This window comes from Lactobacillus sp. ESL0228, from assembly GCF_003692825.1.
Lineage (GTDB): Bacteria > Bacillota > Bacilli > Lactobacillales > Lactobacillaceae > Lactobacillus.
Map to the genome: position 1 here is coordinate 88571 of NZ_REHJ01000008.1, position 19917 is coordinate 108487.

The following is a 19917-nucleotide window of genomic DNA, read 5'->3' on the forward strand; positions in this document are numbered from 1 at the left end:
TATAAATGAAGAAAACTAAACTTGTTAGTACATTAGGACCAGCTTCAAATGATATTGAAACTATTACAGCTTTAGCCAAAGCTGGTGCAAATGTATTTCGTTTTAATTTTTCACATGGCGACCATGCAGAACATCTTTCACGGATGAATATGGTTCGTCAAGTTGAAAAGGAGACCGGTTTGGTTCTGGGAATAGCTCTTGACACTAAGGGTGCGGAAATTAGAACTACTGATCAAGAGGGTGGTAAATTTACTCTTAATACAGGTGATGTAATAAGAGTTTCTATGGACGATTCTGAAACTGGTAACAAGGAAAAAATTCACGTTACCTATGCTGGTCTTTATGATGATACCCATGTTGGTGGTCACGTTTTAATTGATGATGGCTTAGTTGATTTATTAATTAAAGAAAAAGACGACGAACACAAAGAGTTGATTTGTGAGGCTCAAAATACAGGTGTTATTGGATCAAAGAAAGGTGTTAATGCACCTGGCGTTGAAATTCGTCTTCCAGGAATTACTGAAAAGGATACCAGTGATATCAAATTTGGTTTAGAACATGGAATTAACTTTATTTTTGCTTCATTTGCTCGCAAAGCCCAAGATATTTTAGATATTCGTAAGTTATGCGAAGACGCTGGGTGTGATTATGTTAAGATTTATCCCAAAATAGAATCTCAAGAGGGTATTGATAACGCTGATGAAATTTTACAAGTTTCTGATGGATTAATGGTTGCACGTGGTGACATGGGAGTTGAAATTCCATTTATTGATGTCCCATTTGTTCAAAAAGATTTAATTAAGAAAGCTAATGCCCTAGGTAAGCCAGTAATCACTGCTACTCAAATGCTGGATTCAATGCAGGAAAATCCTCGCCCAACTCGTGCTGAAGTATCTGATGTTGCGAATGCTGTATTGGATGGAACTGATGCAACAATGCTATCTGGAGAATCAGCTAACGGTCTTTATCCAATTAATGCGGTAAAAGCCATGGCAGAAATTGATGAAAGAACCGAAGATGAAATGCTTAAACGTAATACTTTGGCTCTTCAAAGATTTGAAGAATACAAGGGTTCAAATGTTACTGAAGCAATTGGGGAATCAGTTGTTCGTACTGCTCAAGAATTAGGTGTAAAAACTATCATTACTGCTACTAACTCTGGTTATACTGCAAGAATGATTTCTAAGTATCGTCCAAATGCCAACATTTTGGCTTTAACATTTGATGAAAAGATTCAACATTCACTTGGAATTACTTGGGGCGTTCAACCCATGATTACTGAAAAGCCTGCATCAACTGATGATATGTTTGAAGTAGCTGCTAAAGTTGCTAAAGAACAGGGCTATGTCAAAGATGGTGATTTAGTAATTATTGTTGCTGGAGTACCAGTTGGTGACTCTGGTACAACCAACTTGATGAAGTTACAAATCATTGGTAACAAGTTGGCTCAGGGCTTAGGCGTTGGTAACGGTTCTGTTGTTGGTAAAACTGTGGTTGTTAGAAGCGCCGATGAAGCAAACAGTAAGGTTCAAGAGGGTGATATTTTAGTTGCAAAAACTACCGATCCTGATTACTTACCTGCAATTAAAAAGGCTTCAGGTTTAGTTGTTGAGTCTTCAGGTTTAACTTCACATGCAGCTGTAGTAGGATTATCACTAGGTATTCCAGTTGTAGTTGGTGTTACAGATGCAACTGATAAAATTGCTAATGAATCGACTATTACGATTGATGCTCGACGTGGTGCAATTTACCAAGGTGAAGTTTCTAATTTATAATAATTAGCAAATTAATAAATAGCCAGTTTTCAAACTGGCTATTTATTTTGCTCAGTATTTATTCATAAAAGTACATCAAAGATGAAATTTAGTTGACTTATGTTAATTTAATTAGTTAAAATGTTATACTTGTTAAAAGAGAATTTATTTGATTTAGGAGATTGAAACTATGCTTGGCACAATTGCAACAGGGAAAATAATTGATCAAAATGATGATGCATTTTATGTTCAAGTAGATGGAGTTACTTACGAATTGAAATGTAAGGAGATTACTCAAGAGGAAACTCCACGTTTAGGTAGTCAAGTACAAGGTTTTTTATATGATGATAAGCAACATCATCGTGAAATGACACAATTTTTACCTTTTGCTCAAGCTGATCAATATGGTTGGAGCAAAGTAACTGATATTAAGTATGATTTGGGTGTTTTTGTGGATATTGGACTACCTGATAAAGAAGTTGTTGTTTCAGTTGATGATCTACCATTTGATAAAGAGCGCTGGCCGAGAATTGATGACCAACTTTTGGTTCATCTTGAAACTGACAGCAAAGATCGTATCTGGGCAAAATTGGCAGATGAAAGTATTTTTGAACAATTGGCAGCCCATTTTCCTGATAAAATGAAAAATAAGGATATTTTTGGTACGGTTTATGCTAGTCGTGAAATTGGAGCATTTGTCATTACTAGTGAGTATTATCTTGGTTTTGTCCATGCATCTCAAATGGTACGACCACTCCGTTTAGGCGAGCAGTTTAAGGGTCGAGTAATTGGTATTAGTCAGTATGGTCGCTTGAATTTAAGTAGTTTGCCACGAGCTTTTGAAGAGATTGATGATGATGCTCAAATGATCTTAATGAGTTTACGCCGTAAGAATACAAAAACTTTGCCCTTTTATGATAAATCCGATGCGCAAGAAATTAAAAATTATTTTGGTATTTCTAAATCCTCATTTAAGCGAGCTATAGGTCGTTTGCTAAAGGCAAAATATATTACTGAAGATAAGGATGCCGGGTCAATTACATTGATTAATGATCCTGAAGTTAAAGAAAATGAATGATTTACTAGAAGAAGTTGAGGATTATTTACGTTATAGTCAAATTGAACGTGGTTTAAGTGATAACACCATTTTGGCATATCGACAAGATTTAATTAGTTTTTTAGCCTTTTTGAAAAAAGAAAATATTACGTCATGGCCAACTAAAACTGTTGATATTGATGCTTTTTTGGCTGAATTACAAGATCAAAAAAAAGCGACCACTTCAATTAGTAGAATGATTTCAAGTTTGCGAAAGTTTTATCAATGGCTTGTACGTCAGAATATTCAGAAACTTAATCCGATGCAAGAAATTGATTCACCTAAGAAACGGCATGTTTTACCTGTAGCTTTAAGTGTTAAAGAAGTAAATGATCTTTTGGCTCAACCCAATATTAAAACAAAATTGGGATTACGTGACCGAGCGTTACTTGAGACACTGTACGCAACTGGAATTAGAGTAAGTGAATTGATTAATCTTAAATTTGATGATTTACATGCTGATTTGAGATTATTAAAAGTATTTGGAAAGGGAAATAAGGAGCGGCTCATTCCAATTAGTTCGGTAGCAATTTCATGGATTGAAAACTATCAGCAAAAAGTACGAGATATATTACTTCTGAAAGTTGGGAAAAATAGTGATTATATTTTTCTTAATAATCGTGGCGGACAACTAACAAGACAGGCGGTTTGGCAAATTATCAAACGTTATTGTCAATTGGCTGGAATTTCTAAAAATGTTACACCTCATACACTGCGCCATACATTTGCGACTCATCTACTTGAAAATGGTGCAGATTTACGTGTAGTGCAAGAAATTCTTGGGCATACAGATATTAGCACGACGCAAATATATACAAACTTAACTCAAAAGCATATCTTAGAAGTTTATACTAGGACGCATCCGCGAACATAGGTGATTTATTTTGCTAATTGAATGTAAAAAAGATCAAGAAAAAGTTGCAATGGGATTATTATCCTATTTGCCTGAATTTAAAAATCTTGATAATTTAAAAGAAGAAATTAAACTGAACAAGGCTAGCTCAGAGTTTCAACTATATTTATATCGAGAAAAAGAAGCTAATTTTATCGGCGTAATCGGTACTCAAAATGATGATCATTTTATTATAATTCGCTATATCTCACTTGCGCCAGATTATCGTCAATCTAAATATGAATCTCGGGCTATTCAAGAGTTAGCTAGTAGTAATCCTAATAAAAAAATTACAGCTGTGCCTGAATGGATTTATTTAATTAAATATTTGACAAAATGAAAGAATATGACTAATAATTTAACTTTAGAATTGCCTAATTTCGAAGGACCACTTGATTTACTTCTTCACTTAATTAAATCTCAGAAAATTGATATTTATGATATTCCTATTGCGCAAATCACTAGTCAATACTTAGCTTATTTGCATGAAATGCAGCGCTTGAATTTAAAAGTTGCTGGTGAATATTTTGTAATGTCCTCAATGCTACTAAGGATTAAGTCACAATCCCTATTACCAAAGAATGATTTTACTGATAATCAAGAACTTGAAGAAGATCCACGTGATGAATTAGTTCAACAATTGGTGCAATATTCTGTTTTCAAAAAAGTTTCGTTGTATTTTAAAAAGAGAAATGAAGAAGTTCCAATTACGGCGGCAAAAGAAGAAAGTGTGCCACAAACTAAAAAGATAGATCCATTGCCGCTGGGCAAAATTACCTCTTCGCAATTGGTCAATACATTTATTGTGGTTTTACAACGTTTAAAAATTAGCCATTTAGATAATGTTTCTATTGCATCTAATGAAACATCAATTACTGAAATGACTGATTTTTTAGAGTGTAAGCTTGCTACTGAAAAAACAATTAGCTTTTTTTCATGTAGTGACCAACTGAACAGTTTATCAGATGTTATTGGTCTTTTTTTGGCTTTATTAGAGCTATGTAAAAAGCAACAAATCAAGGTTCGACAATCACATGCATTTGGAGATTTGGAAATAGAAAGAATTGGTTAAAATGGTAAGTAAAATGGCGCAGTTAGAAGCGTTACTGTATCTTGCTGGTGATAGTGGATTAGAAAGTAATAATTTGTGTGAATTATTACAAATTGATTCTTCTGCCTTAAGGGAGCTTAGCAAAAAATTAAAGGAAAAACTTAAGCAAAATGCAGATACGGGTTTGCAAGTGGTTCATCTTGATCATAGCTATAAATTAACAACTCGTCCAGAAGTTAGTGAAATTGTGACCGGTTTTTTTCAAAAAAATCTTACCAAAACACTGAGCCAATCAGCTTTGGAGATACTTTCAATTATTGCTTATAAGCAACCAATAACGCGAGTTGAGATTGATACAATAAGAGGAGTTAACTCTTCTGGCGCACTACAGACATTACTTTGGCGCGGTTTGATAAAAATTGAAGGTAAAAAAGATGTCCCAGGACATCCAAATTTATATATTACTAGTGAATATTTTTTACAATATTTCGGTTATCAAAGCTTGGCAGATTTGCCTTTAATTGAGGATTTTGAAGATGACATCATTAATGTCGAGGGGGAAATAGATCTGTTATCAGCGAAAGGGCAGGTAGATAAGAATTTACTCAAACATCAACGCGAAGGAGAAAAATAATGGTTTTACAACGCTTACAAAAAGTAATTGCGGAGGCAGGGATTGCTTCTCGTCGCAAAGCAGAAATAATGATTAAAGAGGGTAGGGTAACAGTTGATGGTAAAGTAATTACTAAATTGGGGACAAAAGTTGAAACATTTAGTAATATCTCTGTTGATGGTGAGCCTATTGAGCGTGAAAGCTTGCATACATTTCTTTTTTATAAACCTCGTGGTGTAGTTTCTACGGTTAGTGATGATAAGGGAAGAAAAACCGTAGCTGACTATTTTTCTGAACTACCATATCGATTGTATCCAGTTGGGCGCTTGGATTATGATACTTCTGGTCTGTTGCTTATGACTAATGATGGAGAACTAGCTAATTTACTGATGCATCCCCGCAACCAAGTGTCCAAAGTCTATTTGGCAAAAATTAACGGACAATTGTTACCAGAAGAAATAGCCAGACTAACTCACGGTGTCATTTTTGATCATAAAAAATCTGCACCGGCAAAAGTTAAAATTATTCGCAGTGATAGGAAAAAAAATTTTCAACTTGTTCAATTAACAATTCATGAGGGACACTATCATCAAGTTAAAAAAATGTTTAAAGCAGTGAATCATCAAGTTAAAAAACTTTCGCGTGAAAAATACTCTTTTTTAACCTTAGACTCGCTTATTTCAGGAAAATATCGTGAATTGACACATGCTGAGGTTGACAGATTAAAGCGCTTAGACTAGTATGTAATTGTAATCAAATATATCAGTTTGTTGTCTTCATGGCAGGGTGTAAATCCCGACCGGTGGTGTGAGTCCACGACCCACGTAAGTGGTGGAATTCTTTAAGAATACCGATAGTTAAAGTCTAGATGAAAGAAGGCAGACTAACTTAAAAGCTTGGATAATCTTATGCTTACTTTTAAATAAGTCTGTTGCTAGAAGCAACAGACTTATTATTACTTTTGGAGGTAAGTTTTTTGAAACGAAAAAATTCAAGTAATTTAGCTAATATTATTGCCTATGCATTGCTAGGAGCAATAGCGTTTGTCGTAATGGAAATTGCATTTCCATTGCCAGTTGCTAGTTTTTTGAAATTTGATTTTTCTGATGTAATTATTACAATTGGAACTTTTCTATTTGGTGCAGGTCCAGGAATTTTCATTGCGTGTATTCGAATGATTATTAATCTAATTTATAAAGGATTTGCACTCCCAAGCATTGTCGGTCAAATTGCTGCCTTATTAGCGACTATTTCGTTTGCTTTACCATTTTATTATTCAACAAAAAATCTTAATGCTGATGAAACGAATATTTTTAAGCGTCATTTTAAGCCGATTCTTGGAATTGTTTTAGGAATTTTAGCAATGACGGTCGTTTTATCAATACTTAATGCACTAGTTTTGACTCCACTTTATGCAGTGACAGCTGTACCTAAATTGCCAGCAATAAACGGTTACAGCGATTTGTTAAATTTTACCGAGAAGATTTACTTGGGACAGTTGCTTCATATTCCATCTATGAGTGCCTATATTTTTGGCATAATTGTACCTTTTAACTTACTAAAAGGATTAATTAATGGTGTAGTTGTTTTCTTACTATTTGAAACAATTTTGAAGACTATTAAACCTTTTGTTCGTAAATACTTCAAAAAAAATAATCAATAAAATTTAATTTTATAAAACGACCAGATCCGGTCGTTTTTTTTTATCCAAATTTCATATTAAATATGCTAAAATTATACAAGTTAAGCAAGGGGGTTTTAAAATGAACCAAAAACCAGTAGAACCATATCGACATTATTTACGTCCAGCAGAATCTAGAGTTAATACACACAAGTCTGTGTCTAAAATCTGGAAAGCAATAATGTCATTTTTAATGATCATACTTGTTGCTCTTGTACCTATTGTTTATCATTTGGCTTCAGCAAACAAGACAGATAACCAGGCAGTTGAAGTAAAGAAATCTAGTAAAAAGCAAATAAGAGTAAAAAAGTCACCGATTATCCCAAAGTCTAATTCTAAGGTAAAGTTGCACGCTAAGGTGCAAAATAAACCAAAAACTAAAGAACCAGCTAAGAATGAATTTCAAGAAAGGGTTCCTAAGCAATATATTGTAGCAAATGGTGATTCGCTGACTAGTATTGCTGAAAAATTTAATTTGACTGTTAGCGATATAGTCGCACTTAATAATCTTGATGAAAATAGACAAATTGAAGCAGGGCAAACCTTGATATTAAAGTAATGGTATAGAAAGGATAGGGACAATGTTGCCCCTTTTTAATTGGAATGCAGATAGCAATTGATGGACCAGCATCAGCTGGTAAAAGTACTGTAGCAAAAATTGTTGCGCAGAAATTAGGATATATATACATTGATACAGGTGCGATGTATCGTGCTTGTACTGTGATCGCACAAGAAGAGGGAATTGATTATGCTGATGAGCATCAAATTTTAGTTGCAATTGATCGGTGTGGAATTGAACTTAAATCTGTTGGTGGTGAGCAAAAAGTTTATGTTGGCGGTCAGGATGTTTCGCGCAAAATTCGGACTCCTGAAATTTCGAAAAATGTTTCTCAAGTGTCTGCTTTAGCTGGTGTTCGAAGTAAAATGGTAGATTTACAGCGCCAAATGGCCGGAAAAATGGATATTGTAATGGATGGAAGGGATATTGCTACTACTGTTCTTCCTAATGCACAAGTTAAGATATTTCTTGTAGCAACTGCTCGGTCTCGTGCACAAAGAAGGATGCTCGATTTAAAACAACGTGGAATAAAAAGTGAAAAAACACTAAAAGAAATTGAGTCTGATATAGTCGCACGAGATTACAAAGATTCTCACCGAGAAGTGTCACCATTGAAAAAGGCTTCTGAAGCCGTCGAAATTGATACAACTAAGATGACAATTAATGAAGTTGTTAATTCTATTTTGGCAGAAATTAAAAAAAGTCAAAAAAAGGTGTTAAAACAGTAGAAAAATATCTAACTTTCATTTAAAATGAGGTTATGATATCGGGAGGTAAATAATGTCAGAAAATAGTAATCAATTTTTAGATGCATTAAAGCAAATGCAAGGAGTTGAGGTCGGAGATATTGTAGATGTTGAAGTTTTAGACGTTGAAGAAGGTCAAATCGATGTTGGTGTTGTAAATGCTGGTGTCGAGGGAGTTATTCCACGTCGTGAATTTACTTCAGATCGCAACGTCGACCTTCGTGACGCTGTTAAGCCTGGTGATAATTTCAAGGCTTTAGTTTTAAGAAAAGCTGGCGGCGATAAGGAAAATGGTGAATTCTTCTTCTCTGTAACTCGTTTAAAGGAAAGAGAAGCCTACGATGAATTACAAAAGGACTTTGAAGCTGGTACTCCAATCGAAGGCACTATTACATCATCAGTACGTGGTGGATTATTAGTTGATGTAGGAACGAGAGGTTTCTTACCTGCATCACTTATTTCAAATCGATATGTTTCAGATCTTAAGCCATATATTGGTAAAACAATGAAGCTTAAGATTACTGAGATTGATCCAAGTAAAAATCGCTTAATTTTATCACACAAGGACTTAATCGAAGAAGAGCGCGAAGAAGCCTTTGAAAATGTTGCTTCACAATTAGTTGTTGGTGACGTAGTTGAAGGTAAGGTTTCTCGTTTAACTAACTTTGGTGCTTTTGTTGATGTAGGTGGTGTTGACGGTTTGGTTCACATTTCTGAAATTTCATATAAGCACGTTGATAAACCTAGTGATGTATTAAAATCTGGTCAAGATGTTAAGGTAAAAGTAATTGGTATTGATGATGATAGACATCGCATCTCCCTTTCAATTAAGCAAACTGAACCTTCCCCATTTGAACAAGCAACAGCAGAACTTCATGAAGGTGACATCTTTGAGGGCGAAGTTAAATCTTTAACTAACTTCGGAGCTTTTGTTGAAGTGGCTGATGGCATTCAAGGTCTAGTTCATGTTTCTGAAATTTCATACAAACACGTTGACAAACCAAGTGATGTATTGAAAGTTGGTCAAACTGTTAAAGTTAAAGTTTTGAGTATTGATCCAGGTGAGCGTCGAATTTCACTTTCAATGAAAGCGGCTGATCCTAAGAGTTCTGATAATGAAGGTTCCCAATCGCATAGTTCATATAACAGAGGTTCAATGAACAATAAGTACATGAACAACGATGATAGTGGCTTTGCTTTAGGTGATATTATCGGTGACCAATTAAAAGATCGTCATTAATTGTAATAAAAAGGCTGGCTTGACCAATAAGTCAGCTTTTTTTATATTTTAGGGAGGCTGAAAATTTATGGTTTTACCTGTAGTTGCAATTGTAGGACAACCGAACGTTGGTAAATCAACACTTTTCAACCGGATTATCAATGAACGTCTAGCAATTGTTGAGGATAAACCGGGGGTTACTCGTGATCGAAATTATGCTCAGGCAGAATGGCTTGGACATAAATTTGATTTGATTGATACAGGTGGCATCACCTGGGAAGATGGACGAATTGAGGATGAGATACGGGCTCAAGCAGAAATTGCAATTGAAGAAGCTGATGTAATTATAATTTTGACCAGTGTAACTAATCACCTGACTGATTTAGATGAAAGAATTGCACATATGCTATATCAAACTAAAAAGCCAGTGATTTTGGCTGTTAATAAGGCTGATAATCCTGAGCAAAGAATGGATATTTACGACTTTTACAGCTTGGGATTAGGTACGCCAATACCTGTTTCTAGTGTTCACGGCACGGGTATTGGCGATTTGCTGGATCGTATTGTTAGTGAATTACCGACTAATTTAGATAAAAAAAATGAAGAACAAATTTCCTTTAGTGTGATTGGACGTCCAAATGTCGGTAAATCCTCAATTGTGAATCAATTACTTGGAGAAAAGCGAGTAATTGTTAATAATGAAGAGGGGACAACACGTGATGCCGTCGATACTCCTTTTGTTGGTGAAGATGGAACTAAATTTCGAATCGTTGATACAGCTGGTATCAGAAAACGTGGTAAAGTTTACGAAAAAACCGAAAAATATTCGGTAATGCGTGCAGAAAGTGCTGTAGAGCATTCAAATGTAGTTTGTCTGGTTTTAGATGCAAGTACAGGTATTCGTGAACAGGATAAGCATGTAGCTGGATACGCACATGAAGCAGGACGCGGCATTATCATCGTTGTTAATAAGTGGGATCTACCGAAAAAAGATAGTAATAGCGGCAAGGAATTTATTCAAACAATTCGTGAAGAATTTCAGTACCTGGATTATGCTCCAATTTTATTTGTTTCCGCAAAGACAGGACAAAATCTTGAGCAAATCCCACAACTTGTTAAAGAAGTTTATCAAAATCAAACTCAGCGTATTCAGTCGAGTGTGTTAAATGATCTTCTTCTTGAGGCAAGTAAGTTAGCCCCAACTCCAATGATTAAGGGCAAGCGATTACGCTTGTATTATATGACACAAGTATCTGTTAATCCACCAACATTTGTTGTTTTTGTTAATGACCCTGAATTGTTACATTTTTCTTATCAACGTTTTTTGATTAATCAATTACGAGAAAATTTCAATTTTATAGGAACACCACTTAAAATTATTCCGCGTAAAAGAAAATAGTTTGTATTTAGCAAATGTGAAAAAATGATTTTTTTAGTCAAATTGCTTGTTGTACAAGGCTTTTTATGATATTTTGAAACAAGGAATATTGGTTGGTCATAATCATTTATTCCTTGTTTCTTATTTGAGAAATAAATTAATAATTTCATATTTTATTTGAAATTATTTTGGGAGGTGAATTCCAGATGGCAAACAAGGCGGTATTAGTTACTGAAATTGCTTCAAAAACTGGTTTAACTAAGAAAAAGGTTGCTGCAACTGTAGACGCAATTTTCAGTTCAATCCAAAAGGATCTTGCTAAAAATGAAAAAGTTCAATTAATTGGTTTTGGTACTTTTGAAGTAAGAAAACGGGCAGCTCGTAAGGGTCGAAATCCACAAACTGGTGATGAAATAGCGATCCCAGCTAGTGTAGTTCCTGCGTTTAGACCGGGGAAAGCACTTAAGGACGCTGTTAAGTAGTTTTATAAAAAATGGTGGCAAAAAATAATGGCCACCATTTTTTTGACTAAACTAAAATATAAATTGTTTTATTAAATGAAGGTTTAAAATGACTTATTCGAAACAGATGCTTGATTCACTTGAAAATCAGGATTTTTCTCAAGAAAAAATCTTACTAAAAAAAGCATTAGATAATGATGATCCAGAGGTTTTAGCTTCATTGGCGGAAAATTTAACTGGATTAGGGTTTACTGATTCTGCTAAAGAAGTTTATCGTAGTTTAATTGCTCGCTTCCCTAAGGAAGATTTATTTAAAATTTATTTAGCTGAAATTTTATTGAATGATGGTAAAGATGATGATGGTCTAACGCTTTTATATAATATTTCTGAAGATTCATCTGTATATCTGGATAGTTTATTAGTTCAGGCAGACTATTATCAAACTAATGGTCTATTTGAAACTGCATATCAGAAATTAAAAAAAGCCTTAAAATTGGCACCTGATGAAGATGTTGTTAAATTTGGTCTTGCAGAACTCGATTATTTTAATGGAAAATATGAAGAAGCACTTGAATTATATCAAGATTTATTAAAACGACAAAAAAATTTTAGTGAAGTTAATTTAAGTGATCGTTTATTCCAAACTTTAGCAAAATTAGGACGTTATGAAGAAGCTGCTACAGTAATTAGAAAAAATGGTGGTGATATTTTAGATATTGATAGTAAATATCAGGCTGCATTGGTGATGTTAGCTGTTAAAAAAGATGATCAGGCAATAAAATACTTAGATGAAGTTCTTGATCAAAGTCCAGATTATGCTAATGCATACCGTTTGTTAGTCTCGGCTTATGAGCATAAAAATGATACGGAGCAAGTTTTACGTTCGGCACAAGCTGGTATCGCTTATAATGAATTGGATGCCGTTTTGTATGAAAAAGGTGCACTAGCTGCAATTAGACTCAATGATTTAAAAACAGCAGAAGATTTATTGATAAAAGGTGTGAATTTTTTACCAGATAATATTGATTTACGGCTACAACTATCTAATTTATATCTTCGCGAAAATAAAGATCAGGATAATTTAGCTTTGTTCAGTAAATTCGATGAAGATGAAATTGAACCTCAGATTCGTTGGAATCTTGCAATATCTTATCAAAGGTTAGAGCAAGAGCAAAAGGCGAAAAGTGAATTTTGGTTAGCGTATCCAGAATTTTCAGATAATGCAATCTTCTTAAAGCAAATGATACGATTTTTTAATACAGAAGCTCATTCTGATGACATAGTTAAGCAGTTACTAGAAAAGTATTTAAAATTAGAACCAGAAGATTCCGAACTGCAAGATATGTACGATAACTTGCAAAATTGATGATAATTAATAAAAGAAACTAATTTTCGGGCAGGTATCTAATCAAAATAATAGCTATTTCATTATTTTATTTGTATTATAAAATTTAAAAATAATGGTGATAGCTTTAATAGAAATGTTTAATTCGTAGCGAATAAAGTTATTACTACTATAGATCTAATTTGGCTTTATCGTTGAGTATAAATAAAAAATATCAAAAAATTGTGTTGCGGCTAATAGTATAATTTTGGAATGATATAACATATTTACTTATATGTCATGGATATATTTAAAATTTATATGATGATTTTTGAGTAAGAATAAATATGCTAAAAATCTCCTTTAATTAGTTTGATAAAGGACTCTACTTAGGGATTTTTTAATTGAATACCCAGATATTGAGCAAAAGATTGTTGATAGATAATCTTAATTGTTTTCAATTTATCTTTGAATAGTTCTCTAAAATATAGAAGTAAAAAAATAGCTGTGCTAGTCTTTGACGTGCACAGTTATTTTTGTTAAATTGTTATTTACGAATAAAAAAGTGATGTTGATTTTGCTTAAATGTAAAGGTCCTATCCCAAACCTCATGTACTTCAAAAACATTTATGAATTCCTGGTGTCTTCAGCGGCAATTAGTTGTCTAACTGTTGAAATTTTTCTCGGTGAGACAACAAGATAATTAAATAATTGACAGGTCTTTTTTAAACTATAGTCACTGTGTACATTTAGGTAAGTAAAATCACGATTAATTTTTAAATCAATCTTATTAGCTATTTCCTGATGTTTTTCAGAAATAATGACCATTCCTCTAGCGAAATACGTTTCCTGTTGGACAGTATCCATTACTTAAGTGAGAAAAATGATGTACATAATGTATTTAATATCTAAATATGATTGCGAACATAATATAATTATGACATTACAGAAAGAATAACAATACTTTTCCAAAAGAAAAGTCAAAATTCATTTAAAAAACGCGCGCAATAAGATCAGTATGTAATGTCTACCGAAAAACAAGTCCACGTCCACAACGTTCCAGGCTAGTAGGGCGTTAAGAAAATGGTCGTGTTCTAAGTTTAATTGAGATATAATAGATACTGAGTACTAAAATCAGAGAAAAAAGGAGTCACATAATTCCCTAGACTGTATGAGCAAAAGATATTTTATCCATATACCAACAGCCTAATATAATTAGTGGAATATTTTAATAGTGGAATATTTTAATATAGGAAAGATAATACCAAGTTAGCTCCCCAAAAATGTCTAAGCAAAAGCGAATTTACGCTAACAGCAAGACTTACTAGGATCGGAGATTATGTCTAAACTAAAGCCATAAATATGCACCCTATTAGAATTAATAACTAGTTTAAGAATAGTTGTTTTAGTATATTTTTGGCATAATTTTAGGTTTTTCTTTAAAAATTTAATAATTTAAACATAACAAAAATAACGTGATTATAAAACAAATGAGTTGATTAAAATGATAAAAATAGATAATTTACCATCAATATTTATTGCTGCATTACCAATACTGGAAAAATTAGAAGCAGCTGGTTTTGAAGCATATTTTGTGGGAGGAGCAATTAGAGATTTATTACTCAAAAGACACATTCATGATATTGATATTGCAACCAGTGCTTATCCAGAAGAAGTAAAAAATCTTTTTTCCAAAACAATTGACACTGGTATTCAGCATGGAACCGTTACTGTTCTTTATCATGGCATTGGTTATGAAATTACCACCTTTAGAACAGAGTCAGGGTATCAAGACTTTCGAAGACCTGACCATGTAACATTTGTTAAAAATTTGAATGAAGATCTTAAACGACGTGATTTTACTATTAATGCATTAGCGATGGATTCTCATGGTCAAATTATCGATCTTTTTGATGGCTTAGGCGATTTGCAAAAACATATAATTAAAGCGGTTGGCGATCCGTTAGAAAGGTTCCATGAAGATGCCTTAAGAATGATGCGTGCAGTTCGTTTTATGAGTCAACTGAATTTCAATTTGGAAAGTTGTACAGAAGAAGCAATAAAAGATTTGCATCATCTTTTAAGCAAAATTTCGATAGAAAGAGTGCGAGATGAATTTGTCAAAATGGGCCTAGGGCAAAATTCTCGAGAAGCTTTTCGAAGCTTTATTGAGACGGAATTAAACGAAGCAATTCCCGACTTGGCGCAAAAAGGAAATTTATTAGCAATTTATCCTAATTTAAAATTTAATCCAACTTTGGAAACAAGTTTTTGGGGAGTTATTATCATTTTACTAAAAATTCAAAATGACCAAATATCTAAATTTATGCATAATTGGAAAAATTCTAATGCAATGACAATTAAAGTTGAAAAAATTGTTTCTTTATTTGACCTAATTTCTGAACACTCACCCACAGATTTTGAATTATTTGAAGCGGGAAAAGATGTTCTACTTAATACAATTGATGTTGCTCACATTTTGGGTCAGCCAATAAACTCTGAGGTCTTAGTGGATCGCTATATGGCATTACCTATTAAATCTTCATCTGAGTTAGCAGTCGATGGTAGGTTCTTAATTAAAGAAGGCTTTAAGCCTGGTCCTAGACTAGGGGAAGTATTAAATGAAATTAAACATAAGGTAATTGACGGTAATTTAGAAAATTCCGAAGAAGCGGTTAGAACTTATCTGACGAGTTTAAATTAGACATAGAATAGTACTGAAATATACATTAGAGTTGAACCCAAAATAACGAAAAGATGCCAAATAACATGAATGTATGGAATTTGTTTCATTGTGTAAAATAAGGCCCCAACGGTATAAGCAATTCCCCCACTAACTAGCAACCAAAATCCAGTAGAACTTAGGCGTATATATAATGGATGTGCAACAGAAATGACTAGCCATCCCATACCTACGTATACAATTGTGTCTAGAATTACATGTCTGCCACGATTAAAAATATAGTAAAGAATTCCAAAAATTGCTAATAACCAAACAAAACTAAACATTAACCAACCTCGAAGTCCACCAATTGCAACGAGTGAATATGGTGTATATGTTCCAGCAATCAATAGAAAAATCGAAGAATGATCAAAGATTTGAAAAATGTTACGGGCTTTAGTAAAAATCAAACTATGGAAAAGAGTAGAAAACAAATATAACAAAAGTAAGCAGATACCATAAATGCTAAAAGTTACAATTCTCAATGTGCTATGTGTAGAGACTGCTTTAATAATTAATAAATCAAAGCCAGCAAGCGCTAAACAAAAACCAATTCCGTGTGTGACTGCGCTAAGGATGTTATCTAAAATGTAGTAACGTTTCGCTCTTTCTTTTGGTTCTTGCCAAATTTCTTTTAATTTCATTTTGAATCAGTTTGTTCGCTTTCTTTTTTTTGCTAGTTTTTTTGCTATAATAACTTATAATTGATACAGATAATATTTTATCATAAATGTAAGCAGCATTCAGAATTGAGGGCGAGGACGTTGTCGAAAATTAAAATTTTGACGGATTCTTCTGCGCAGCTAACACCAGAAGAAATTGAAAAATATCATATTACTATTGTGCCGTTGTCAGTGACAGTTGGTGGAAAAACATATCTTGATGGAGTTGAAATCACAAGGCAACAATTTGTTGATAAGATGAATGAAGCTGAAGAACTTCCTAAAACCAGTCAACCATCCATTGGCCGACTGGTAGATGCAATTAACGACTTAACGGCTGATGGTAGTGAGGTTATTGGTATTTTCTTAGCCAAAGTCTTAAGTGGGACAGTTGATGCCGCCAGACAAGCAGCTGAAATTGCTAAGAAAACGGCGATGGTTCATATTGTGGATTCAGAATTAACAGATCGTGCAGAAGGTTTTCAAGCATTGGTAGCAGCACGTGATGCTGAAATGGGAAAATCAGTTGATCAAATTTTAGAGCATCTTGAAAAAATAAAGAAGACACAACGTTTGCGAATGATGATTGTTAATTTAGAAAATGTTATTAAAGGTGGACGTCTGGGACCGATTTCTGGTAAAATTGCTAATTTGCTTAATATTAGAATTGAGCTACAAATGCCTAATGGTAAACTGAAGGTCGCTAAAAAGGGGCGTGGCAAGAAATTTACTATGGCATTTGATCAACGAGTTTTAGATGATATTGAGGCAAACAAGGATAAAATCAAAGAGGTTGGCATATCTTATGTTTCAATTGATGGTGTGCCCCAAAAGTTACTTGACTTTGCTCAAAAAATTAAAGATATTAATTCCCAGATTGATGTCTTAGTTCGGGAAACCAGTCCAATTATTGCTACACATGCAGGGATGGATGCTTATGCAATTTTATATTATACGGAGTAACTAAGTGGTATATCGAGAAAGTTTTTATCGTTATTTGATGACACAACGAAATAATAATTCAAGTAGCGAGATTGCACAGTTTGCAAATAATGCTCAAAATGATCAAACTTTTCCTAAACAAGAGCAAGATTATGAAAAATTGTCTAATTATCTTGAGTTAAATGCGGGATATCTATCGAGTATGAGTATCTTTGATGATGCCTATCAGATGTATCGTGATAAAATGTCGTATTAATCAAGAGCTCTTTGGAGCTTTTTTATAGTATAAAGAAGAGGAAAAATGACTAAAATCCAATGGTATCCGGGTCATATGAATAAAGCGCGCAATCAGCTTGAAGACAAGATGGACTTGATTGATGTCATAGTAGAAGTTTTGGATTCAAGGATTCCTCAGTCTTCTAGAAATCCGATGATTGAGGAATTAGTGGGTAATAAACCACATCTAATTATTCTAAATAAAGCAGATTTGGCTGATCCAGTAATGACTAAATTATGGCAGAAAAAGCTTTCTGGTAAAGGCAAAGTTGTTATGGCAATGGATGCACTTCATAGCAATAATATGCAGGCATTAATTCGAATGATCAAAAAGACAGCACAATCAAAAATCACTAAGCTTGAGGCAAAAGGTGCGTATAATCCTGTAATTAGAATTGCATTAGCGGGGATTCCTAATTGCGGTAAATCTACGATTATTAATCGCTTGGTTGGTCATAATGTTGCTGTTGTTGGCGATAAGCCTGGAGTAACTAAGGGACAGACATGGCTTAAAGCGCAAGCAAATATTCAAATTTTAGATACCCCAGGCATTTTGTGGCCCAAATTTGAAGATCAAGAGGTTGGTTACAAACTAGCAGCTTTTGGTGCAATTAAAGATAGTATTTTTAATGCTGATGATGTTGCCCTCTTTTTACTAGGATCTTTACGTGATTATTATTTTAATTGCTTAGTTAAGTTTGCTCGATCATCTAAAGAAGAAGTAGAAAAGATTAATGATACCGATTTGCTGTTAGCGCTTACAAACCAATATGGGATGCGTGATGATTATGATCGCTTTTCTCTTTATCTTCTTCAAAGATTGCGAAAAGGTAAAGTAGGAAGGATAACATTGGATCGAATATGACCATTAATGAAATCAAACAATTGCTAGCCTCTAAAAAAGTTAGTGATGCTACTTTAGCAAAATTAGCATCTGATCCTAGAGTTGGCGTCCAAAAACTTGTTGTAAGTTACCAAAATCGTCAAAGACGATTAGCAGAAAAGCGAGCAGCTTTCGCCAATCGATTTATGTATGAACGAGAATTTTGGGCTAAAGGCCGAACTGTTGCAGGGGTTGATGAAGTTGGTCGCGGTCCACTTGCTGGTCCTGTTGTAACTGCAGCAGTAGTAATTGATGCCAATTTTGATATAATTGATGTTAACGACTCTAAAAAATTGAGTGTACAAAAACGTGAACTGCTTTACCCTAAAATTTTACAAAAGGCGATTAGTGTAGCAATTGGGATTAGAGATTCTCAAGTAATTGATCAAATCAATATTTATGAGGCAGATCGATTAGCAATGGCTGATGCAGTGGCTGGTCTTAATTGTAAACCAGATGCTCTTCTTGTTGATGCAATGACGGTACCAATTGATATACCACAAAAGCGATTAATAAAAGGAGATGCAAAGTCTAATTCCATTGCTGCAGCTTCAATCATTGCTAAGGTTTTTCGGGATAGGATAATGGCTGATTATGCCTTAATTTATCCCGAATATCATTTTGAACTTAACGTGGGGTATGGTACTAAGGAACATATAGCTGCTCTAAAAAAATATGGACCGACACCAATCCATCGTAAAACTTTCGCCCCTGTGAATAACTTTTTTAAATAATAAGATAAAAAATTCCTTCTTTTTTGAGTATTTATAATTAGGAGGATTTTTTTATGGAAATAAAAGATTTTCTATTACGCCTGAAATTGCAAAAAGGTATTGGCTATGTAAAGCTATTACAAATTGCAGAACAATTAGATGATTCTGAAGTAAGTATTAATTCTTTTAAAAGAATGAATTTATCTGATGAATTAATGCATGCCTGTTTTCAAGCTTTCAATGATCATGAAAAAGGAAAATTTGTTGAGCGGATAAAAAAGCAATGTCAGATTATTAGCTTTTTTGACAAGGAATATCCAGAAAATCTTCGTCAAATCTATCGTCCACCACTAATATTATTTGCTCAAGGAGATCTAGAATTATTAAAGCAGAAAATAATAACTATTGTTGGGTCACGCAATGCTACTTCATACAGTCAACTTGTTCTGGATAATATTGTTCCTAATTTAGTAAAGAATAGATGGGTAATTGCCAGCGGTTTAGCTAAGGGAGTTGACGTTATGGCACATAAAGCTACTTTATCTAATAAGGGTAAAACAATTGCAGTTGTTGGTAATGGCCTCAATCATTTTTATCCACTATCTAATTGTCATGTTCAAAATCAAATTATTGAACAAGGTTTATTATTGAGTGAGTATTTGCCTGATACACCACCACGACCTTTTCGTTTCCCTGAGCGTAATCGGATTTTAGCAGGATTAGCTCAAAGTGTAATTGTTACTGAAGCCAAGAGAAAATCTGGTTCATTAATTACAGCAAATTTGGCTTTACAGGAAAATCGGGACATTTATGCAGTCCCAGGACCAATTAATAGTGAATTATCAGTAGGACCAAACCAGTTGATTGCGGCTGGAGCTACCCCAATTACTGATTTTCAAATAAAATTTGACAATTTTAGTAATTAAAGATTTGACAATTGACCGT

Annotated in this window: 22 protein-coding genes and 1 riboswitch; of the genes, 20 read left to right on the forward strand and 2 right to left on the reverse strand. The window is 33.8% G+C overall.

What is annotated here, in order from left to right; genetic code table 11:
• Positions 1-5 precede the first annotated feature (5 nt).
• The 14 genes from pyk (at position 6) to F5ESL0228_RS03925 (ending at position 12816) form a co-directional block, all read left to right on the forward strand.
• Entirely contained in the window at positions 6-1775 is a 1770-nt protein-coding gene (gene pyk, locus F5ESL0228_RS03860) for a pyruvate kinase (RefSeq protein WP_122022913.1), read from the forward strand.
• A 169-nt stretch (positions 1776-1944) separates the two neighbouring features.
• Positions 1945-2832 (forward strand): S1 RNA-binding domain-containing protein, encoded by an 888-nt coding sequence (locus tag F5ESL0228_RS03865; protein ID WP_122018144.1) that lies wholly within the window; start codon positions 1945-1947, stop codon positions 2830-2832.
• A complete protein-coding gene (xerD, locus tag F5ESL0228_RS03870) occupies positions 2825-3724 on the forward strand; it encodes a site-specific tyrosine recombinase XerD (RefSeq protein WP_122022914.1) in 900 nt (299 codons plus the stop codon). The genes F5ESL0228_RS03865 and xerD overlap by 8 nt, the downstream gene beginning before the upstream one ends.
• A 10-nt stretch (positions 3725-3734) precedes the next feature.
• Complete coding sequence (locus F5ESL0228_RS03875) at positions 3735-4082, forward strand: reductase (RefSeq protein ID WP_122018146.1); 348 nt, start codon at positions 3735-3737, stop codon at positions 4080-4082.
• Between the two features lie 6 nt (positions 4083-4088).
• Positions 4089-4814 carry a ScpA family protein gene (locus F5ESL0228_RS03880; RefSeq protein ID WP_122022915.1) on the forward strand — a complete coding sequence of 242 codons (726 nt, stop codon included), beginning with the start codon at positions 4089-4091 and terminating at the stop codon, positions 4812-4814.
• Between the two features lies 1 nt (position 4815).
• Positions 4816-5427, forward strand: coding sequence for an SMC-Scp complex subunit ScpB (gene scpB, locus F5ESL0228_RS03885; protein WP_122022916.1), 612 nt, complete (start codon positions 4816-4818; stop codon positions 5425-5427).
• Positions 5427-6146, forward strand: coding sequence for a pseudouridine synthase (locus F5ESL0228_RS03890; protein WP_122018149.1), 720 nt, complete (start codon positions 5427-5429; stop codon positions 6144-6146). The genes scpB and F5ESL0228_RS03890 overlap by 1 nt, the downstream gene beginning before the upstream one ends.
• A 28-nt stretch (positions 6147-6174) precedes the next feature.
• Positions 6175-6290, forward strand: a riboswitch (FMN riboswitch).
• 92 nt (positions 6291-6382) lie between these two features.
• On the forward strand, positions 6383-7069 hold the full coding sequence (locus tag F5ESL0228_RS03895) for an ECF transporter S component (RefSeq protein WP_199713312.1): 687 nt from the start codon (positions 6383-6385) through the stop codon (positions 7067-7069).
• A gap of 100 nt (positions 7070-7169) precedes the next feature.
• A complete protein-coding gene (locus tag F5ESL0228_RS03900) occupies positions 7170-7646 on the forward strand; it encodes a LysM domain-containing protein (RefSeq protein WP_122022917.1) in 477 nt (158 codons plus the stop codon).
• Between the two features lie 44 nt (positions 7647-7690).
• Positions 7691-8374, forward strand: a complete 684-nt coding sequence (gene cmk, locus F5ESL0228_RS03905) for a (d)CMP kinase (protein ID WP_122018151.1) — start codon at positions 7691-7693, stop codon at positions 8372-8374.
• Between the two features lie 52 nt (positions 8375-8426).
• On the forward strand, positions 8427-9632 hold the full coding sequence (gene rpsA / locus F5ESL0228_RS03910; protein WP_122018152.1) for a 30S ribosomal protein S1: 1206 nt from the start codon (positions 8427-8429) through the stop codon (positions 9630-9632).
• A gap of 67 nt (positions 9633-9699) precedes the next feature.
• Entirely contained in the window at positions 9700-11010 is a 1311-nt protein-coding gene (gene der / locus F5ESL0228_RS03915; RefSeq protein ID WP_122022918.1) for a ribosome biogenesis GTPase Der, read from the forward strand.
• A gap of 185 nt (positions 11011-11195) precedes the next feature.
• Positions 11196-11471, forward strand: coding sequence for an HU family DNA-binding protein (locus F5ESL0228_RS03920; RefSeq protein ID WP_122022919.1), 276 nt, complete (start codon positions 11196-11198; stop codon positions 11469-11471).
• Between the two features lie 88 nt (positions 11472-11559).
• Positions 11560-12816, forward strand: coding sequence for a lipopolysaccharide assembly protein LapB (locus tag F5ESL0228_RS03925; RefSeq protein ID WP_122022920.1), 1257 nt, complete (start codon positions 11560-11562; stop codon positions 12814-12816).
• 585 nt (positions 12817-13401) lie between these two features.
• Here the strand turns inward: F5ESL0228_RS03925 and F5ESL0228_RS08455 are convergent.
• Entirely contained in the window at positions 13402-13602 is a 201-nt protein-coding gene (locus tag F5ESL0228_RS08455; protein ID WP_233553531.1) for a hypothetical protein, read from the reverse strand.
• A gap of 676 nt (positions 13603-14278) precedes the next feature.
• On the opposite strand from F5ESL0228_RS08455, the gene F5ESL0228_RS03935 reads away from it, so the two are divergent.
• Positions 14279-15478, forward strand: a complete 1200-nt coding sequence (locus F5ESL0228_RS03935; protein ID WP_122022921.1) for a CCA tRNA nucleotidyltransferase — start codon at positions 14279-14281, stop codon at positions 15476-15478.
• Here the strand turns inward: F5ESL0228_RS03935 and F5ESL0228_RS03940 are convergent.
• Positions 15475-16140 carry a hemolysin III family protein gene (locus F5ESL0228_RS03940; RefSeq protein ID WP_122018157.1) on the reverse strand — a complete coding sequence of 222 codons (666 nt, stop codon included), beginning with the start codon at positions 16138-16140 and terminating at the stop codon, positions 15475-15477. The genes F5ESL0228_RS03935 and F5ESL0228_RS03940 overlap by 4 nt on opposite strands.
• Positions 16141-16260: 120 nt before the next feature.
• On the opposite strand from F5ESL0228_RS03940, the gene F5ESL0228_RS03945 reads away from it, so the two are divergent.
• From F5ESL0228_RS03945 to dprA, 5 genes are read left to right on the forward strand one after another with little or no spacing between them, the layout of a single operon-like run.
• Positions 16261-17121: a DegV family protein gene (locus F5ESL0228_RS03945; protein WP_233553533.1), complete on the forward strand. Its 861-nt coding sequence runs from the start codon at positions 16261-16263 to the stop codon at positions 17119-17121.
• Between the two features lie 4 nt (positions 17122-17125).
• Positions 17126-17356, forward strand: a complete 231-nt coding sequence (locus tag F5ESL0228_RS03950; RefSeq protein WP_122018159.1) for a YozE family protein — start codon at positions 17126-17128, stop codon at positions 17354-17356.
• Between the two features lie 45 nt (positions 17357-17401).
• The gene (gene ylqF, locus F5ESL0228_RS03955; protein ID WP_122022923.1) at positions 17402-18241 is read left to right on the forward strand and encodes a ribosome biogenesis GTPase YlqF; all 840 of its coding nucleotides are present in this window, start codon (positions 17402-17404) and stop codon (positions 18239-18241) included.
• The gene (locus F5ESL0228_RS03960) at positions 18238-18993 is read left to right on the forward strand and encodes a ribonuclease HII (protein ID WP_122018161.1); all 756 of its coding nucleotides are present in this window, start codon (positions 18238-18240) and stop codon (positions 18991-18993) included. The genes ylqF and F5ESL0228_RS03960 overlap by 4 nt, the downstream gene beginning before the upstream one ends.
• Positions 18994-19046: 53 nt before the next feature.
• Positions 19047-19898 (forward strand): DNA-processing protein DprA, encoded by an 852-nt coding sequence (gene dprA / locus F5ESL0228_RS03965; protein ID WP_122022924.1) that lies wholly within the window; start codon positions 19047-19049, stop codon positions 19896-19898.
• The last annotated feature ends 19 nt before the right edge of the window (positions 19899-19917 follow it).

Excerpts from the sequence above, each read along its gene's own strand:
- F5ESL0228_RS03865 (WP_122018144.1), top strand. The coding sequence starts at position 1,945 with ATGCTTGGCACAATTGCAACAGGGAAAATAATTGATCAAAATGATGAT.
- xerD (WP_122022914.1), top strand. The coding sequence starts at position 2,825 with ATGAATGATTTACTAGAAGAAGTTGAGGATTATTTACGTTATAGTCAA.
- scpB (WP_122022916.1), top strand. The coding sequence starts at position 4,816 with ATGGTAAGTAAAATGGCGCAGTTAGAAGCGTTACTGTATCTTGCTGGT.
- der (WP_122022918.1), top strand. The coding sequence starts at position 9,700 with ATGGTTTTACCTGTAGTTGCAATTGTAGGACAACCGAACGTTGGTAAA.
- F5ESL0228_RS03880 (WP_122022915.1), top strand. The coding sequence starts at position 4,089 with ATGACTAATAATTTAACTTTAGAATTGCCTAATTTCGAAGGACCACTT.
- F5ESL0228_RS03890 (WP_122018149.1), top strand. The coding sequence starts at position 5,427 with ATGGTTTTACAACGCTTACAAAAAGTAATTGCGGAGGCAGGGATTGCT.
- rpsA (WP_122018152.1), top strand. The coding sequence starts at position 8,427 with ATGTCAGAAAATAGTAATCAATTTTTAGATGCATTAAAGCAAATGCAA.
- ylqF (WP_122022923.1), top strand. The coding sequence starts at position 17,402 with ATGACTAAAATCCAATGGTATCCGGGTCATATGAATAAAGCGCGCAAT.
- F5ESL0228_RS03960 (WP_122018161.1), top strand. The coding sequence starts at position 18,238 with ATGACCATTAATGAAATCAAACAATTGCTAGCCTCTAAAAAAGTTAGT.
- F5ESL0228_RS03925 (WP_122022920.1), top strand. The coding sequence starts at position 11,560 with ATGACTTATTCGAAACAGATGCTTGATTCACTTGAAAATCAGGATTTT.
- dprA (WP_122022924.1), top strand. The coding sequence starts at position 19,047 with ATGGAAATAAAAGATTTTCTATTACGCCTGAAATTGCAAAAAGGTATT.
- F5ESL0228_RS03920 (WP_122022919.1), top strand. The coding sequence starts at position 11,196 with ATGGCAAACAAGGCGGTATTAGTTACTGAAATTGCTTCAAAAACTGGT.
- F5ESL0228_RS03900 (WP_122022917.1), top strand. The coding sequence starts at position 7,170 with ATGAACCAAAAACCAGTAGAACCATATCGACATTATTTACGTCCAGCA.
- F5ESL0228_RS03940 (WP_122018157.1), bottom strand. The coding sequence starts at position 16,140 with ATGAAATTAAAAGAAATTTGGCAAGAACCAAAAGAAAGAGCGAAACGT.
- F5ESL0228_RS03935 (WP_122022921.1), top strand. The coding sequence starts at position 14,279 with ATGATAAAAATAGATAATTTACCATCAATATTTATTGCTGCATTACCA.
- pyk (WP_122022913.1), top strand. The coding sequence starts at position 6 with ATGAAGAAAACTAAACTTGTTAGTACATTAGGACCAGCTTCAAATGAT.
- F5ESL0228_RS08455 (WP_233553531.1), bottom strand. The coding sequence starts at position 13,602 with ATGGTCATTATTTCTGAAAAACATCAGGAAATAGCTAATAAGATTGAT.
- cmk (WP_122018151.1), top strand. The coding sequence starts at position 7,691 with ATGCAGATAGCAATTGATGGACCAGCATCAGCTGGTAAAAGTACTGTA.